The sequence below is a fragment of the Bradyrhizobium septentrionale genome (assembly GCF_011516645.4).
In the GTDB taxonomy this organism is placed as follows: Bacteria; Pseudomonadota; Alphaproteobacteria; order Rhizobiales; family Xanthobacteraceae; genus Bradyrhizobium; species Bradyrhizobium septentrionale.
In genome coordinates this window covers 9,588,204-9,604,380 of the sequence record NZ_CP088285.1, presented here as the reverse complement: position 1 = coordinate 9,604,380, position 16,177 = coordinate 9,588,204, and the positions used below count along the sequence as shown (strand labels likewise).

Below are 16,177 nucleotides of genomic sequence, written 5' to 3'. Positions count from 1 at the left end.
GCGCCGCCACCTTCTGGAGAAACGTCATGACCGGACGCGCCGCCGCCCTGATCTATGGTCTCGCGAGTTACCTCGTCTTCTCGGTTTCATTTGCCTATGCGTCGGCCTTTATCGGCAATTTTGTTGTCCCGAAGACGATCGATGTCGGACCGGACAGCGGGTTAGCGCAAGCGCTCGCGATCGACGCGATTTTGCTCGGGATATTCGCGATCCAGCACAGCGTCATGGCGCGTCAGGGCTTCAAGCGCTGGTGGACGCGCATCGTCCCGGCTTCCTGTGAGCGCAGCACCTATGTGCTGATATCGAGCCTTCTGTTGATCCTGATCTTCTGGCAGTGGCGTCCGATCGTCGCGACAGTCTGGCGCGTCGAGGGTTGGCCGGAAGTGATGCTGACATCAATCTTCTGGATGGGCTGGCTGATCGCGCTGATGTCGACATTCCAGATCGATCATTTCGAGCTGTTTGGATTACGCCAGGTCGTCGACGTGCTACGCGGAGCAGCCGATAGCATGCCAGCGTTCAAGACGCCGCTATTGTACCGGCTGGTCCGTCACCCGCTGATGCTGGGTCTGCTGATCGCCTTTTGGGCGACGCCGCACATGACCGCCGGGCATCTGTTGTTTGCCGCCGCGACCACCGGCTACATCCTTATCGGCGTCAGGCTCGAGGAACGGGACCTGGTTGCAGCATTCGGCGCCAGCTACGAGCAGTATCGCCAACGCGTTCCGATGCTGCTGCCGCGTCTTCCTGGCGGTGCCCCGATCGCTCCAGAAACCCGCCACGGAGGCTGATATGCGCGCCATTGTTTGCAACGCCTTCAAAGGTATCGAAGACCTGAGCTTCACCGAGATCGCCGAACCGCGCCCGGCAGCAAACGAGGTTCTCGTCGATGTCCATGCCGCGTCCGTCAGCTACATGGATTATCTGATGAGTTGCGGCGGCTATCAGATGCGGCCGGCGCTTCCCTACGTACCGGGAACGGACGCTGCCGGAATCGTGCTGGCTTGTGGTGACCGGGTCACGCGCTTCCGGCCCGGCGACCGTGTCAGTTGCGGAAATTGGTTCGGTGCATTTGCGGAGCGGATGGTTGCCAGGGAGAGCAGCGTCGCATTGCTGCCGGCCAACGTTGATTTCACCGTGGGGTCAACAGTGCTGCACACCTATCTCACGGCCTGGTACACCCTGATCGAGCGGGCGCGTCTGCAGGCGGGCGAGACGGTGCTCGTGACGGGCGCTGCCGGCGGAGTCGGCCTCGCCTGCGTCGAGATGGCGCATTTGATGGGCGCGCGGGTCATTGCCGTCGTGGGCAGTGCTGCGAAGGCGGCCATGGTGCGCGCGCATGGCGCTGCCGAGATCGTCGACCATTCGCGCGAAGATGTGCGTGAACGTGTGAAGGCTCTTGCGGGGGACAAGGGCCTCGACATTTGCGTCGACAATGTCGGCGGTGCGCTGTTCGCCACCCTTGCAAGGTTTATGGGCTGGAACGGTCGGCTGCTCCCAATCGGATTCACCAGCGGCGAAATCCCGTCGCTCGCGATGAATCTGCCTCTGCTCAAGAACTATTCGGTCGTCGGCGTCTTTGTCGGCGCCTGGATGGAGCGTTGTCCGGAACAAGCGGCCCGTGCGGCGGAAGCCGTCATGGCATGGGTCGGCGAGGGCAAACTGCGCCCGCAGGTTGACCGGGTGCTTCCGCTCCAATGTGCCGGTGAGGCGATGAGCCTGGTTGCGAACCGGCGCGCGATGGGGCGAATTGTGCTGCAGGTCAGACAAGACCTTTGACCGATCTCAGCGCGAACTTCGTAGAATGGGTGGCGCGCAGCGCTACCCACCAGGCCGCATCGGAGGCGGGAACGACGGGTATCGCTTCGCTCCCCATCCGGGCTGCGCGGCGCGTGGTGCTGATCGCCGGTCACCGCTGCGATTTCCGCTGTTGCTTGTTCGAGGTCCTGGCTTCACGCGCAATCGCCCAAAAATACCCGCCGCAGAACGCAACGATCGCGACGATCACACTAGCGGCGATAATCTCTTGCATGTCTGCGGTTCTCCAAGTACACGTAACACGTCTACGTGGGAAATATACCCACGTAAGGCCGAAATCGGTTTCGAGATGTATCGTGCTGGAGCGAATGCATGGTGAGAGTAAGTGCAGCGGGCGGGCGTCTTCGGGCGATCGTCGCTCTCGTCGTCCTTGCCGGCATCGGTTCGGCACAAGCCGCCCGGACTGCCGATAAATCGGATGCCAGCGGGGGCACCGTCTCCATTCCGACCGAGACGCGGAGCCAGACCTCCGCGGCGGATGGCGTGGTCCGCCCCGTCCAGCTTCCCAAGGGTGCTTCCGCAATCAGCGAGACCTATGGAGACTGGATCGTCAAATGCCAAGCTCGATGGCGCTGCAAAGCTGTGCCCCCTGGGTCAGACACAGCTCTCCAAGGAGACCAATCAGCAAATCTTCGCCATCGAACTGATTCACAGGGACGGGAAAGCCGAAGGCAACATATTGATGCCGTTTGGGCTGAGGCTCGACACCGGGGCCGTCGTCAAGCTTGACGGCAGGGATCTGGAGCAGACGCGCTTCTCCACATGCACGGCGCAAGGCTGTTTGCTTCCGGTATCATTTCCAACAGTGGTTACCGACACCATCAGCAAGGCCAAGGCGCTCACAATTGCCGCGCAGAACATCAATGGCGGGCAGGCTGTCGTCTTCAATGTCCCCCTCAACGGCTTCGCCGCGGCGCTGGAGCGCACCATTCAACTTGGAAGCTGATCGACGCGCGCGCTGCGCGCAGGCGCAGCTACAGCAGTCCCCGATAGATTCCCGGCGCGGAGCCTTCGATGGCCACCGCGCCGACGGCCTTCGCATAGAATTCCGCCGGGCCGACGCCGCCGATGATGGCGTAGCCAAAGCCCTGGTGTTTCATGTCCTCGAGACACGCGAACAGCAGCGCCTTGCCGATTCCGCTGTGCTGCGCCTTCGGCGCGACACCGGTCGGACCGAAGAAGTTGCGACAGGCCGCGTCGTGGCAGGCGAATCCCACGATCTTCTTTTGCTGGATCGCGATGAAGCAGGAGACCGGTTGGCAGCTGAACGCGACCTCGGTTTCGCTGGCCCATGCCTCGCTGAATGTCTCCCGCACCCAGGCCACGACCTGGTGCTTTTCGGGGGCAAGCGCACGGCGCATCACAATTCCGGCCTTAAGCAATCGATCGTAGGCGGGCCGGGAATCGGGCAGGGCATAGAGCTTGACGAGCATGTCCATCCGGCGACCTTAGTTGAAAACGCGCCCCGCAGGCAAATCACGCGAGGACGTCGGGCGGGTTGGCGATGGCGTAACCGGTCCTGCGACAAATCAACCCGACGGGCAAATCGGCGCTTCCGTCGTCGGGCAACTCAGTGGTCCAATTCCGCCCGTCTCACCCGATCGAGGGGCGCTTCGCGGTCGTCACGAACGCGGTGTGAGATGCGGTGGACGCCGAGTGCGCAGTCGACGAATGCGCATGAAGCGGACGGCGAAGTCGTGTGGTCCTGACGCCCTAGCGGCCGGTGTCCTCTCGTAGAACGCGCAGCGTTCTTACGAAGGCGGTGACAAAAAAGCCCAGTCTCGCCGGGGAGAGCACGAAGTAAGCCGTAACCCATCGCGCAGGGAAAGCCGGATTGTTCGGTTACACCTGTGGTCCTACCCCCGAGCTTTCTACCCATCGCTCGGGGCCCATGGGTGCAATCGGCACCCGACTTTCCCTGCGCCCTCTGTTCAAGGAGAGGGCGGAACGAGATGAAAAACTCGGACGATTCATGTCGCGAGAACGCGAAGTTGCGTCCCCACCCTCACTGTCATCGCCCGGCTCGCCGCCTTCGCTAAAGCTTCGGCGTGCCAGGGATTCGTGGCCTCGTCGAAGCCTTGGCGTAGACGGGACCGGGCGATCCAGTACGCCGCGGCCTCTCGGCTCACGCACAGGCGTCTCTGGAATACTGGATCACCCGCATGCGCGGGTGATGACACCGAACAAGCTGTTTGACAGTAGAATCAAAAAGCCAATTCCGTCATCCTGAGGTGCGAGCTCTTGCGAGCCTCGAAGGATGCACGGCCACCGGCCGGGCCGCGCATCCTTCGAGGCTCGCTACGCGAGCACCTCAGGATGACGGTGAGGAGCTGTGTCCGCGCGGCGGACGATCCTTCCAACCCCTAAAGATACCAGGCCAGCACGGCCTTGAGCCGGGCGCTCTCGATCACCGGCAGCGCCACCACCTGGTTCATGCCGGAGGTGCGCGCCAGTGCGGCCGCAATCGATGGATCCTGCTTCAGATGTTCGGTGAGCGCGGGCATGCCGGTTGCCCATACGCCGCCGATAGAGCCTTCGCCGCGGCCGATCGTCTTTGCCGCATAGAGCGCGGCGAGGTCGGACTGCTCGCTGCAATCGCCGGAGTGGAACACCAGCGCCGACCGCGCTTCGTTCGGCACCCAGATCTCGAACCGGCGTGCGATCGGCGTCGCCTGGGCCGACAGGAATGTCACCACCCAGGTCTGGTCGCCGGTCGTGTAGGGGATGCCGACGCCGCAATTGATGCCGATCTCGGATGCGTCCTCCCAGCGCAGGAATCCCTTGGCATTGTGCAGGTCATTGATGATCAGCGGCATGCCGGCCTTCCAGGTCCGGCCAGGCAGGCCGAAGCCGCGCGGGAATTTGGTGTGGCGCGAGTTGAACTCGAACATGTCGGCGGTGCCGTAGTAGCCGTCGACCAGCGCCATCTCGTGGGATCGGTCGGGATCGTTGTGCCAGAGTTCGATCGCGCCGACATGCTTCCTGTCGTCACCGCAGAGCAGCACCATCACCGCCATCAGGAATTCGCCGGCAAACACCGGAAGCGCGACGCCGCAGGTCAGGCCGGCTTCGCGCGCCTCGTCGGTTCGCTTGAAATAGGAGTTGGCGAACTCGGTCAGGATGACCGGATGGCCGCTCGCCCAGGCCTTGCCGGGAAGGCCCTCGTCATAGGCGAACAGCGCGTTCTCGCTGACCTCGTTGAACTCCGTGAACTCGCCGCTGTGGAGGCTGCCGCCGAATTCCAGCCGCGTCCGGGTTTGATCGGGCACCCACAGTTCAACAACGCGAATGAAGGTTTTCATCGCACGCACCTGCCGCCTCGCCGACGGCTAGCATCGGCGATCTCGCGACAAAGCGTGCGCTCAAATAGCGGGCAAGCGACGCCCAAAGTTGATGCGAAGGCGCGATTTCGCCTCAGTCCCGATACGACGGATCGGCGCGGTCGAGCTTGCGCAGCAAAGCGGGCCAGGCGAGCTCACCGTTGCGCGCGGCGCGGCCGGGGTTCGGCTGCATCCGCTCATAGGTGTCTTCGAGGATATTTTGCGGCGGATAGATCAGCTTGGTGTTGCAGGACAGCGCCATCACCTGGGTCTGGCAGGCGCGCTCCAGCCGGAACAGCACGTTGAAGGCGGCGGGCACAGTGCGGCCGACGACCAGCAGGCCATGGTTGCGCAGGATCATCGCCTCGTGGTCGCCGAGGTCGCGGACCAGCCGCTCGCGCTCGTCGACATTGTCCGCGATGCCTTCGAAGTCGTGGTAGGCGATGTGCAGGAAGCGCATCGAGGTCTGCGCGAGCGGCAGCAGGCCGCATTCCATCGCCGAGACGGCCATGCCGGCCGGGGTGTGGGTGTGCGCGACGCAGTCCATGTCGTGCTTGGCCATGTGGATGGCGCTGTGAATGACGAAGCCGGCGACGTTGACGTCATAGTCGGTGGCGTTGAGCAGCGTGTTGCCCTCGACGTCGACCTTGATCAGGCTGGAGGCGTCGATCTCCTCATAGAGCATGCCGTAGGCATTGATCAGGAACTGGTCGGTGGTGCCGGGCACGCGGCAGGAGATGTGGTTCGCGATCATCTCGGTCATCCCGTACATCGCCGTCAGCCGATAGCAGGCGGCGAGATCGACACGGGCCTGCCACTCCTCGGCGCTCACCTGCTCGCGAACCGATTTGACGACCTTGATCGCGGGCGAGCTGACGGGGGGATTCATGGCGTTCTCTCCTTGAGACATCTACGGACCCGCGGCCCGATTGTTGGCGTGGACCATAGCAGAATCGGCGCGGCGGCAAGCTGTGCCGCGTCTGCGTATTTGCAGGGCTGGCGGGCAAAAACCGAATGCGGCATTGGCGCGCCGCGCCTTCGATGTCAGGATACGGAAAAACAGCCGAGGCGCACAAAATGAGCGAACGCAAGATACGTATCGCCGTCCTGCATTTCTCCCACGAAACCGTCTCGTTCCTGCCGAACGAGACCACGCTCGACGACTTCATCTATCCGGGCTCGCCGGCCAGGGGCGAGGCGCTGCTGCAGTTCGATCCCAGGAACTACATGGGCGGCTTCGTGCAGGTGGCGCGCGAGTTCTCCGAGGTCGAGCTGGTCGGCATCGAATCCCCGCTGTGGCCGAAGACCGGGACTGGATCGGGCTGGATCACCGAGGGCGCCTATCGCAGCTTCGTCGGCAAGATGATCGCGGGACTGAAGGATGAGGGGCCGTTCGACGGTGTCTATCTGTGTCTGCACGGCGCCATGGCCGTGCGTGGCGTGCCGCGGCCGGAGGCCGATCTGGCGCGGCAGGTGCGCGAGGTGGTCGGCCGCTCCGCCTTCATCGCGGCAACTTTCGACCTTCACGGCAATGAGGACGAGGCGTTCCTCGAACCGGCGGACATGGCGTTCACCGTCAAATACTTCCCGCACTATGACGCCCATCTGCAGGGTGAACGGGCCGCGCGCATGCTGGTGCGGGCGATCCGCGGTGACTACAAGCCAACGCACCGGACCATCAAGGTTCCCGTGATCTCACCCACCGTGCTGCAATGGACCGGGGCGCGGCCGTGGATGGATCTGGTGCAGCGCGCGCTGGTCTGGGAGGCCCGCGAGGTCGACGTCTATGTCAACATCTTCTTCGGCTTCCCGTTCGCCGATGTTCCCGATGTCGGCATGACCGTGCAGGTGCTGACCAACGACAATCCAAAACTCGCCGAACAGGTCGCGCGGGATCTCGCCGGCACGATCTGGCGGCTGCGCGAGGCGCTGCTGCAATCGACCAAACTCCACAGCATCGCCGAGGGCGTCGCGCTGTCAAAGCAGGCCGTCGCTGATGGCAACACGCCGGTGGTGCTGGCCGATCACAGCGATCGCTCGGGATCGGCGACCTGGCTGCTGCGCGAGATCATCGCGCAGGACCTCGCCAACACGGTGATCGCGACCATAGCGGATGGCAGGGCGACTGCAGCGCTGAAGGCCGCCGGCGCCAAGGCCGGCGATGCCTTCGACATGGAGATCGGTGGTCGTGCCGACGAGTCGGCGGGCGATCCGGTTCGCATTCAGGGCACCATCTCGGCTGCGGGTGAGGCGTACGGGCAGTTCTGGGCCTGCGTGCGCTTCGGCCGCAACAATGCGCTGATCCTCTCCACCTACCTGGTGCAGGTCATGGAGCCGTTCTCGCTGAAGGCACTGGTGCCCGACATCGGCACCTTCGATGTGATGGCGATCAAGTCGCGGGTCCACTTCCGGCGCGGCTTCGACAACGGTTTTGCCAAGACGATCCTGCTGGTCGAGCCTGACGAGCCTTTCCTTGGCACGACGCGTCTCGACAAGCTGCCTTACAAGAATGTTGATCTCACGCGGTTCTATCCGTACGGCAATCCGGCATTTTCGGAGTTGTCGTCATGACCGAGGGGCGCTATCGCCTGATCGGATCGACGGCGTCGCCCTATGCGATCAAGCTGCGCGCGCTGCTGCGCTACCGGCGGATTCCGCACGACTGGGTGATCATGACCAAGGCCCTGCGCGCGGCGACCGCGCATCTGAAGCCGTTGTTGATCCCGGTGCTGCAATATCCCGACGGCAGCTATCGCGGCGAGACCACGACGCTCGCCTATGATCTGGAAGCGCGCCATCAGGGGCGCTCGGTCATCCCCGAGGACAAGGCCGTCGCGTTCGTCTGCGACCTGCTTGAGGACCTCGCCGACGAATGGGCGGTAAAGCCGCTGTTTCTCTATCGCTGGTGGGATCCGGAAGATCAGGCCTATGTGTCGCGCTGGGCCGGCGAGGAATGGTCGACGTCGGACGCTAAGACCGGCAGCCGCGAGGAGATCGAGGAGTTCCGGCAGCGGCAGATTTCACGCATGGTCATTCTCGGCGCGACCGAGGAGAACAGGCCGCTGCTGGAGCAGAGTTATCGCCGGACGCTTGCGGCGTTCGAGCCGCATGTCGGCATGACGAATTATCTGTTCGGCAGCCGGCCGTCGCTGGCGGATTTTGCCTGGTTCGGCCAGCTCAGCGAGATGGCGACCGATCCGACCCCGATGCGGATCATGCGCGAGCGGGCACCGTTCACCGATCACTGGGTGCGGCGGCTCGATGACGCGTCCGGCGTCGAGGGCAAATGGTATCCGCGGGAGCAGGCGCTCGGCGGGTTCGCCGAGGCGCTGCTGCGGATCGCGGGCGAGCTCTATCTGCCGTTCCTTGCCGCCAATGCGGATGCGTTCGCGAAAGGCCTCGAGCGGCTCGAGATCAACGTCTTGGGGCTGCCTTACGCGCTGGCGCCCTTCAAATACCAGGTCAAATGCCTGCAGCAGCTGCGCGAAAAGTTTGCCGCGCTCGATGCCGGCGATCGCACCGCATTGAAGCCCGTGCTGGAACGCACGGGATGTTGGGCCGTCCTGGATGGAGGCTGATCGATCAGGAGACAGATTCGAAGTAGCGGATGCCTAGGTCCGGTGCCTGCTCCCAAGCGCAACCGCGATCGTCTCCGGCCGCTTGATTCTTTCGATCAGCATGTCGATGCGGTCGCCGCCCCAGAACAGCTCGCCGTTGAACACCATGCTGGGCACGCCGAACACGCCGAGCGCTTCCGCCTCGTCGATGATGCGATCGTGCTCCGCACGGGCAGGGCCGCGAACATAGGCCTCGAACGCCTCAGCGGAGCCGCCGACCGCGGCAATCACGCCGGAAATCTCCGACAGCTCGTCGATCTCCAACTCGTGGTTCCAGAACCTCTGGAACACCGTGTCATGATAGGGCCGGAACAGCCCATGGCGCTGCGCGAACAGCATCCCGGCGCTGGCGTAGAACGCGTCGTAGATTCGGCGCGGGCCCTTCATGGTGAGCCCCTGCGCATTGGCGAACCGCCGCGCATCCATGTAGGCGTAGCGCACCTTGCGCCAGAAGTGCGGTGTGCGCGCCTCGACCGTGCCCATGAATTCGGGAATGCGCAGCGTGTAGGGCAGCCATTCCAGTTCGACGCCGCAGCTCTCCTCGAGTTCGAACAGCCGCTTGTTGGCGACATAGGCGTAGGGAGACTTGTAGTCGGTGTAGACTCGCACACGCGGCTTTTCCATCAGCGTTCCTCATCGCGTCACGACAATTGTTCCCGATCCAGGGCCGCGGCGCAATGCGGTGCGACGAAGGGGAGGTGGCGGGCAAACGAATGGGCCCCGGTGCATTCAAGCATCGCGGGGCCCTGCTACTTCGTTTTAGCGAAGGATCTCTGGTGTAGACCAGTGGTGATTCTGGACCTAAAAGCGCTTGGCCTTTGCGCTCTCGTCCTGCGGATATGTTCAGATTGTCGGCGGCACACGCGGCTAGCAGCTGCTGTTCGCCTCACGTGCACCGAGACCTTGCCGAGCAAGGTCGCTGGCTTTCGCCGGTGGCGTCATGCTCCTCTCCAAGGGTGGGCCGACGGACATCTGTCCGCTTCTGCTGCCTGGCGGCCGATCCCGTAATCGTCCGTCAATTCCTGCGACGCGAGGAGCAGGCGCTCCAGCACTCCAACAGGTGCAGTCAGCGAAATGCTGCGGCAGTTATGGCCACATGTCAAGTTAACGAGAGGGGTAATTCAGGTCAGGCGTCCTGTCGCGCCTTGGTCTGGCGATACTGCGTGAAGTCCGGATCGTGCGTCATTTTCCAGTAGTCGACGAACCGCCACGGCATCGCCGAGAACACGCGGCCGCTTCTGTTGCGGTAGTAGGTCGTCATGCCCGGATGTGTCCAGATCAACTGCTCATGCTCGGCATCGACCTCGCGGATGTATTGATCATGGGCTTCGGGATGCACGTCGATCGCAGCGATGTCGTTCTCGATCATCTCGACGAGGCAGGCGGAGATGTAGCGGCTCTGACATTCGGACTGGAAGATCACGCTGCCGCCATGCGCAGGTCCCGAATTGGGCCCGAGCATCAGGAAGAGGTTGGGGAAGTCCGGCACGGTGAGACCGAGATACGCAGTCGGATTGTCGTGGTCCCACGCCTGCCTGAGAGTCTTGCCGTCGCGTCCCGTGATGTTGAGACGCGCCGCCATCTCGGAGACCTTGAAGCCGGTCGAGATCACGATGACGTCGTGCTGCCGCGATTTGCCGTCAGCCGTGACGATTCCTTCTGCAGCGAAATGGTCGATCTTGTCGGTGACCAGCTCGACATTCGGCCTGGTCAGGGTCTTGAACCAGTTGTTGTCGAGCAGGATGCGCTTGCCGTAGGGCGGATAGGTCGGCATGCATTTCTCGATCAAATCAGGGCGATCCTTCAGCTCGGACAGGATGAAGTCGGCCAGCTCCTGGCGATGGCGGTCATTGCCCTTGTTGACAGCGCGGTCCGGATGCGGCCAGGCCGGGTCCTTGCGCAGGAACGGCAGCAACCCGTCGCCGTAGCGCCAGAACATGTTGAAGCGATACCACTGCACATAGAACGGCAGATGCGCGAGCAGCCACTGCGCGCCTTCGGTGATCGGATCGGAATAGCCCTTCACCGGACGTGCCCATTGCGCGGTGCGCTGGTAGACGGTCACCGAGGCGACGCGGTCGGCGATCGACGGCACCAACTGCATCGCGGTTGCGCCGGTGCCGATCACGGCGACATGCTTGCCGTCGAGCTTGATGTCGTCGGACCACAACGCCGAATGAACCTTCAACCCGGTGAAATTCTCGTCTCCCTCAAAGCGGGCGGGCAAGGGATCGTTGAGCTGGCCGATCGCGCTGACCAGCGCGGTGGACTCGAAGGTCTCTTCGCCGTTCGCGGTCTTCAGGGTCGATATCCAGCGACGCCTGGCTTCGTCCCAGTAGGAGGCAACGAGTTCGGTAGAGAGGCGGACGTGCTTGCGGATGTCGTGTTCGCGCACGACCTTGAGCAGGTAGTCGAGCAATTCCTGGCGTTGCGCGAAATAGCGGGTCCACGGATTGCGGGCGCCGAACGAGAACGAATAGGAGTGGTTCGGCGTATCGACGCCGCAACCGGGATAGCGGTTGACGTACCAGGTGCCGCCGATCTCGTCCTGCTTCTCGACGATCGTATAGGGAATGCCGAGCCGGCCGAGCGCAACGCCAAGCGCGATCGCGCACACGCCGGCACCGACGATCAGCACATGCTGCTGCGCCAGCCGCTCGCCGGAGGGGCGCTCGCGCCAGCGCGCATCGCGCGGGGTGAAGGCCATCTCTTCGCGCATCAGCGGGGCGTATTCCGCTGCGACGTTCTCACCGAGCGTCGCGCGCATCATCCGCAGCATCAGCTCGTTGCCGGGATCGGTGATGACGGGCTTCGGCGTGCCGTTCGCGAACAGGTTGAGGACGGCGGCGCGAATCTCGTCCTGGATCTCCTTCGGCACGCCGGCATCCGGATCGGGGATCAGGCGGACGTCGCGCTTCGGCTTGTAGGGCGGCTCCAGCCATTTCTCGTCGCCGGTCAGGTGCACCAGCACCATCAGCAGCACGCGGATGTCGCCCTCGGCGATGGCGGAGGACAGATCGAGGTGTTTGCGCGGAAGCTCGATGTTCATGCGTTGTCCTCAGCTGGCCGGCGCGTCCGGCAGACCGCCATAGGCGGCCCAGGTGGTGCCCACGATGTAGCCAGCATCGACCGGGAGGTTGATGCCGGTGATGCCGCTGCTTTGCGGCGAGAGCAGCCAGGCGATCGCCTGCGCGACCTCCATCGGCTCGACCAGCCGGTTCATCGCGGTCGGGCGCGCCAGCAACTCCCTGTTCAGGGCGCCCGACGCGATGCCGGCCTCGAGCGCCGCTGTGCGGGTGAAGCCGGGCGACACCGCGTTGACGCGCACGCCGGAACGGCCCCATTCGGCGGCGAGCGTCTGCGTGATCTGGATGACGCCGGCCTTCGCCGCGGTGTAGGCGTGGATCGGACCCGACGTCATGCCGGCCACCGAGGCGACATTGACGATCGCGCCATGCCGCCGCTTCGCCATTCCAAGGCCGACGCTGCGCGCGACCAGGAAGGTGCCGCGCAGGTCGATGTTCACCTCGCGGTCCCATTGCTCCATCCGCACCCGCTCGATCGTGTGCATCTTGCCGAACACGCCGGCCGCGTTGACGAGGCCGGAGATCGGGCCGTGCGCCTTCTCGATATCGGCAATGCCCGTGACCACGGCGGCTTCGCTCGCGACGTCGAACGGCACCGGCCAAAGGATGGCGTCGGTTCCAACCAGCGGCTCGGGCGCGATATCGACGATGACGACGCGGTGGCCATGATCGGTAAGCAGCGTTGCGGTCGCCGCGCCGATGCCGCGGCTGCCGCCGGTGACGAGGATGGTGCCGTCGGCGCTCATGACTTTCTTCCCTTGTCGCTCGTGGTGAACAGGCCGCGCGTAACCAGCTTCTGGTAGGCAGTGATGACGTAATCGGGGACGGCGGTGACGCCTTGCTCGGAGTAGGAATAGCGGCGGCTGAGATAGCCGCGGGCGCCCATCAGCACCTGGACGATCGCCTCGAATTCCTCGTCGCTGAATGTGTTGGTAGCTCCCGCGGCGCGCGCGCGCTGCAGGATCCGCACATAGGCGCTCGAGATGTTGTCGAAATGCTTCTGGTAGCCGATCGGTGCGAAGAACTCGGCCTCGTTGAGGATGCGCAGGAATTCCGGTACCTCGCGGATGAAATCGAAGAAGGCGCTGAAGCGTTCGATCTCCTGACGGGCCTCGCTGGCGGTGCCGGTGCGCGCATGGATGAAACGGACCATGTCGAGGCCGATCTTCGGCAATAGCTGGTCGAGCAATTCCTGGCGGTTCTCGAAATGGTTGTAGAAAGTGCCCTGCGCGACGCCGGCAGCCTCGGTGATGCGGGCGACGGAGGCTTCGGCATAGCCGTATTTGCCGACGATCTTGGTCGCGGCATCAAAGATCTTCTGCTTGGTCCAGGCGTTACGCTCGACCCGGTTGAGCTTGGTCACCTTGGCGGAAGTCGCTTGTGTCATGCGATGGCCTCGAGTTCGGCGCGGAGCACGCGTTTGAGCACCTTGCCGGATGGATTGCGCGGCAGGCTGTCGCGGATGATCAACTGCCGCGGCACCTTGAAGCCGGCGAGCCGCGGACGGCAGAAATCGGTGAGATCGGGCAGGTCGAGCTTTGCGTTATCGGCCAGCACCACGATGGCGACCGGTTTTTCGCCCCAGCGCCCGTCCGGCAGGCCGATCACCGCGACCTCGCGCACCTCAGGCATTTCGTAGATGACGCGCTCGACCTCGGAGGAGGCGATGTTCTCGCCGCCGGAGATGATCATGTCCTTCTTGCGGTCGGTCAGATAGAGGAAGCCGTCCTCGTCGAGATAGCCGACGTCGCCTGTGCGAAACCAGTCGCCGAAGAACGCGGATGCGGTCTTCTCCGGGTCCTTCCAGTAGCCTTGCGTGACCTTCGGACCGCGCAGGCAGATCTCGCCGTTCTGGCCGGCGGGCAGGCGCTGGCCGGCATCATCGCGGATCTCGATCTCGACATGGGCGATGGCGCGGCCGGTCGAGCCGATCTTCTCGATCTCGCGGCCTGCCTCCATGAAGGTGTCGCCGCCGCAGCTTTCGGTCAGGCCGTAGGCATCGATGTAGCGCGCATTCCCAAAATAATCCGAGAAGGCGCGGATGCGGAGCTCCGGCGTCTTCTCGCCGCCGCCGATCGCCCATCGCAGGCTGGAGACATCGTAGCGGTCGCGGTTCGGGCAGGTGAGGAGGGCCGTGGTCATCACCGGCGCGAACCACGCGGCGTTCAGCTTCTCCCGCTCGATCGCGGCCAGCGCCGGCTCCGGTTCGAAGATGCGGTGAATGCACAGCATGCCGCCGTGCCAAAGCACCGAGATGCCGGGCAGGTCGAGCCCGCCGACATGATAGAGCGGGCCGACGACGAGCAGCCGCGTGTCGGCGTTGAGCCCGAGCACCAGCGTCTGGTCGGCGGATTTCCAGTAGATGTTCTCGTAGGTGAGCATCACCCCCTTGGGGCGGTCGGTCGTCCCCGAGGTGTACATCAGCCGCATCAGGTCGCGTGGCTGGCGTACATGGATCGGCGCCGGCGCGGTGTCGGGCGCGAGATTGGTGATGCTGGACTGCGCGCCTTCATCGAGCAGCACGATGGGTGCATCGCCGGCTGCGATCGCGGCAAATTCCTCGTCGGCGACGAGCAGGCGCGCGCCGGAATTGCCGACGATGTAGCCGACCTCATCGGCCGACAGGCGATAATTGATCGGCAGGAACACCGCGCCGATATGGCTGGTCGCGAACACCAGCTCGAGAAAAGCCGAGCTGTTCTTCATCAGCACCGCGACGACATCGCCGGGCGCGATCCCGCGGGCCGCGAGCCAGCCGCCGACCTGGCGGATGCGTAGATCAAAGTCGGCATAGGAGACATCTTCGCCGCGATATTTCAGCGCACAGCGGTCCGGAGTCCGCTTGGCGTGAAATGCGATGAAGCTGGAAAGATTGATCATTTGCCGCCTGTCGGGCCGATTTCCGGCGCCGTTTCTCCCTAGATGAATTATGAGTCGTAATTCATCTTTGGCTTGACGTCACCCCCCCTGCTCTGAAAACATTGCGGTCACGGAGACGGAACGATCTCCGACAGGGATTTTGGGAACGCCAACACCCGACAGGGAGGGGAATATGAAGAGGACCCGGAAACCGGGCATCACCCGGCGCTCGACGCTTGCGTTGATGGGTGCCGGCGCGGCGAGCCTTGCCGCACCGTGGGTGGCGCGCGCCCAGGCCAAGACGATCAAGATCGGCATGCCGACCATTCTCTCGGGCCGCGTCGCGCAGCTCGGAACCTCCTCGCGCAATGCGGTGATGCTGGAGGTCGAGAAGGTCAATGCCGCCGGCGGGCTCGCCGGGCGGCAGATCGAGATGGTGATCCGCGATTCCAAGGGACAGCCGCAGGAAGCCGCCCGCATCGCGCGCGAGCTCGTCAACACCGACGGCTGCGAGATGCTGCTCGACGGCGAGGCGTCGTCGGGATCGTTCGCGGTTCACGAGGTGGCGCGCGATCTCGGCGTGCTCTGCATCCACACCTGCTCGGAGGCGTCGTCGCTGACCGCCGATCCCAAGCAACACATCCCGAACGCCTTCCGCTGCGTACGGCAGGGCATTCATGACTCGATCGTCGGCGCCGGCTACGCCGCAGGGATCGCCAAGGCCAAGGGCCTGAAGAAATGGGCGACCTGTTCGCCCGATTATGCCTATGGCCGCGACACCACGGGCGAATTCGTGCTGTATCTGAAGAAGTTCGCGCCCGATGTCGAGATCATCAGCGAGTCCTGGCCGAAGCTGTTCCAGCCCGACTACACCGAGGTGGTGACCAAGATCCTGCAGGCCAAGCCGCAGGCGCTGTATTCCTGCCTGTGGGGCGGCGATCTCACCTCCTACATCGACCAGGCCAACATCTATGCGATGTTCACCCAGATGGAGGTGTTCGCGGTCAACATGGCCGACTACACCGCGCTCACGGTGGTGAAGAACCTGCCCAAGGGCATCCACTCCGGCGACCGCTACATCAAGACGTTCCCGCCGACCCCGGAGAATGCCGCCTGGGGCGACGCCTACAAGGCGAAGTACAACGAATATCCGACCAACTGGTCCTGGCAGAACGCAACGGCGGTGATGTTCCTCAACGAGGCCGTCAAGAAGGCGAACTCGACGGACGGCAAGAAGGTCGCGGAGGCCCTCACCGGGCTCACCATCAAGTGCCCGTTCGGCGCCGACGGCACCGTCACCATGCGGGCCGACGATCACACGCTGGTCGGCTACGCGATCGGCTGGGGCACCACGATCCCGCAGGAGCCCTACGTGCCCGACGTGAAGGCCGGCGACTGGAAGACCATCTTCGAGCTCGAAGCCGAGTGGAAGAAGAGCAAGGGCTACACCTGATCCGCATGCGGGGCGGAGGCAGCA

15 protein-coding genes are annotated in these 16,177 nt (G+C 63.9%); 6 read left to right on the top strand and 9 right to left on the bottom strand.

Translation table 11 applies throughout. The features are described 5' to 3' along the window. Positions 1-26: 26 nt before the first annotated feature. Positions 27-791: a methanethiol S-methyltransferase gene (gene mddA / locus HAP48_RS48180; RefSeq protein WP_166207936.1), complete on the top strand. Its 765-nt coding sequence runs from the start codon at positions 27-29 to the stop codon at positions 789-791. Position 792: 1 nt separating this feature from the next. Continuing rightward, positions 793-1,779 carry an NADPH:quinone oxidoreductase family protein gene (locus tag HAP48_RS48175; protein ID WP_166207934.1) on the top strand — a complete coding sequence of 329 codons (987 nt, stop codon included), beginning with the start codon at positions 793-795 and terminating at the stop codon, positions 1,777-1,779. 130 nt (positions 1,780-1,909) lie between these two features. Here HAP48_RS48175 and HAP48_RS50345 read toward each other — a convergent pair whose 3' ends face one another. After that, the gene (locus HAP48_RS50345; RefSeq protein WP_275949012.1) at positions 1,910-2,032 is read right to left on the bottom strand and encodes a hypothetical protein; all 123 of its coding nucleotides are present in this window, start codon (positions 2,030-2,032) and stop codon (positions 1,910-1,912) included. A 321-nt stretch (positions 2,033-2,353) separates the two neighbouring features. On the opposite strand from HAP48_RS50345, the gene HAP48_RS48170 reads away from it, so the two are divergent. Further along, positions 2,354-2,764: an invasion associated locus B family protein gene (locus HAP48_RS48170; RefSeq protein ID WP_166207931.1), complete on the top strand. Its 411-nt coding sequence runs from the start codon at positions 2,354-2,356 to the stop codon at positions 2,762-2,764. Positions 2,765-2,792: 28 nt separating this feature from the next. Here HAP48_RS48170 and HAP48_RS48165 read toward each other — a convergent pair whose 3' ends face one another. From HAP48_RS48165 to HAP48_RS48155, 3 genes are all read right to left on the bottom strand, one after another. Further along, positions 2,793-3,257, bottom strand: a complete 465-nt coding sequence (locus HAP48_RS48165) for a GNAT family N-acetyltransferase (protein WP_166207928.1) — start codon at positions 3,255-3,257, stop codon at positions 2,793-2,795. A 924-nt stretch (positions 3,258-4,181) separates the two neighbouring features. Further along, positions 4,182-5,120 carry a GAF domain-containing protein gene (locus HAP48_RS48160; RefSeq protein ID WP_166207925.1) on the bottom strand — a complete coding sequence of 313 codons (939 nt, stop codon included), beginning with the start codon at positions 5,118-5,120 and terminating at the stop codon, positions 4,182-4,184. Positions 5,121-5,232: 112 nt separating this feature from the next. Continuing rightward, positions 5,233-6,027: a class II aldolase/adducin family protein gene (locus HAP48_RS48155; RefSeq protein ID WP_166207922.1), complete on the bottom strand. Its 795-nt coding sequence runs from the start codon at positions 6,025-6,027 to the stop codon at positions 5,233-5,235. A 188-nt stretch (positions 6,028-6,215) separates the two neighbouring features. Between HAP48_RS48155 and HAP48_RS48150 the strand changes: the two genes are divergently transcribed. Continuing rightward, a complete protein-coding gene (locus HAP48_RS48150) occupies positions 6,216-7,709 on the top strand; it encodes a M81 family metallopeptidase (protein WP_166207918.1) in 1,494 nt (497 codons plus the stop codon). Beyond that, entirely contained in the window at positions 7,706-8,716 is a 1,011-nt protein-coding gene (locus HAP48_RS48145; RefSeq protein ID WP_166207915.1) for a glutathione S-transferase N-terminal domain-containing protein, read from the top strand. The genes HAP48_RS48150 and HAP48_RS48145 overlap by 4 nt, the downstream gene beginning before the upstream one ends. A gap of 33 nt (positions 8,717-8,749) precedes the next feature. On the opposite strand, the gene HAP48_RS48140 is transcribed toward HAP48_RS48145, so the two are convergent. The 5 genes from HAP48_RS48140 to HAP48_RS48120 form a co-directional block, all read right to left on the bottom strand. Continuing rightward, a complete protein-coding gene (locus HAP48_RS48140) occupies positions 8,750-9,379 on the bottom strand; it encodes a 2-hydroxychromene-2-carboxylate isomerase (RefSeq protein ID WP_166207912.1) in 630 nt (209 codons plus the stop codon). 502 nt (positions 9,380-9,881) lie between these two features. Further along, positions 9,882-11,804 carry a flavin-containing monooxygenase gene (locus HAP48_RS48135; RefSeq protein WP_166207909.1) on the bottom strand — a complete coding sequence of 641 codons (1,923 nt, stop codon included), beginning with the start codon at positions 11,802-11,804 and terminating at the stop codon, positions 9,882-9,884. A 9-nt stretch (positions 11,805-11,813) separates the two neighbouring features. Next, complete coding sequence (locus HAP48_RS48130; protein ID WP_166207906.1) at positions 11,814-12,587, bottom strand: SDR family NAD(P)-dependent oxidoreductase; 774 nt, start codon at positions 12,585-12,587, stop codon at positions 11,814-11,816. Beyond that, positions 12,584-13,228 (bottom strand): TetR/AcrR family transcriptional regulator, encoded by a 645-nt coding sequence (locus HAP48_RS48125; RefSeq protein WP_166207903.1) that lies wholly within the window; start codon positions 13,226-13,228, stop codon positions 12,584-12,586. The genes HAP48_RS48130 and HAP48_RS48125 overlap by 4 nt, the downstream gene beginning before the upstream one ends. Further along, positions 13,225-14,721 carry an AMP-binding protein gene (locus HAP48_RS48120; protein ID WP_166207900.1) on the bottom strand — a complete coding sequence of 499 codons (1,497 nt, stop codon included), beginning with the start codon at positions 14,719-14,721 and terminating at the stop codon, positions 13,225-13,227. The genes HAP48_RS48125 and HAP48_RS48120 overlap by 4 nt, the downstream gene beginning before the upstream one ends. A 172-nt stretch (positions 14,722-14,893) precedes the next feature. Between HAP48_RS48120 and HAP48_RS48115 the strand changes: the two genes are divergently transcribed. Then, a complete protein-coding gene (locus tag HAP48_RS48115; RefSeq protein ID WP_166207897.1) occupies positions 14,894-16,153 on the top strand; it encodes an ABC transporter substrate-binding protein in 1,260 nt (419 codons plus the stop codon). The last annotated feature ends 24 nt before the right edge of the window (positions 16,154-16,177 follow it).

Bases quoted from the DNA above. Each gene is read 5' to 3' on its own strand.
- HAP48_RS48115 (WP_166207897.1), top strand. From the start codon at position 14,894: ATGAAGAGGACCCGGAAACCGGGCATCACCCGGCGCTCGACGCTTGCG.
- HAP48_RS48120 (WP_166207900.1), bottom strand. From the start codon at position 14,721: ATGATCAATCTTTCCAGCTTCATCGCATTTCACGCCAAGCGGACTCCG.
- mddA (WP_166207936.1), top strand. From the start codon at position 27: ATGACCGGACGCGCCGCCGCCCTGATCTATGGTCTCGCGAGTTACCTC.
- HAP48_RS48160 (WP_166207925.1), bottom strand. From the start codon at position 5,120: ATGAAAACCTTCATTCGCGTTGTTGAACTGTGGGTGCCCGATCAAACC.
- HAP48_RS48165 (WP_166207928.1), bottom strand. From the start codon at position 3,257: ATGGACATGCTCGTCAAGCTCTATGCCCTGCCCGATTCCCGGCCCGCC.
- HAP48_RS48170 (WP_166207931.1), top strand. From the start codon at position 2,354: ATGGAGACTGGATCGTCAAATGCCAAGCTCGATGGCGCTGCAAAGCTG.
- HAP48_RS48145 (WP_166207915.1), top strand. From the start codon at position 7,706: ATGACCGAGGGGCGCTATCGCCTGATCGGATCGACGGCGTCGCCCTAT.
- HAP48_RS48125 (WP_166207903.1), bottom strand. From the start codon at position 13,228: ATGACACAAGCGACTTCCGCCAAGGTGACCAAGCTCAACCGGGTCGAG.
- HAP48_RS50345 (WP_275949012.1), bottom strand. From the start codon at position 2,032: ATGCAAGAGATTATCGCCGCTAGTGTGATCGTCGCGATCGTTGCGTTC.
- HAP48_RS48135 (WP_166207909.1), bottom strand. From the start codon at position 11,804: ATGAACATCGAGCTTCCGCGCAAACACCTCGATCTGTCCTCCGCCATC.
- HAP48_RS48155 (WP_166207922.1), bottom strand. From the start codon at position 6,027: ATGAATCCCCCCGTCAGCTCGCCCGCGATCAAGGTCGTCAAATCGGTT.
- HAP48_RS48130 (WP_166207906.1), bottom strand. From the start codon at position 12,587: ATGAGCGCCGACGGCACCATCCTCGTCACCGGCGGCAGCCGCGGCATC.
- HAP48_RS48175 (WP_166207934.1), top strand. From the start codon at position 793: ATGCGCGCCATTGTTTGCAACGCCTTCAAAGGTATCGAAGACCTGAGC.
- HAP48_RS48150 (WP_166207918.1), top strand. From the start codon at position 6,216: ATGAGCGAACGCAAGATACGTATCGCCGTCCTGCATTTCTCCCACGAA.
- HAP48_RS48140 (WP_166207912.1), bottom strand. From the start codon at position 9,379: ATGGAAAAGCCGCGTGTGCGAGTCTACACCGACTACAAGTCTCCCTAC.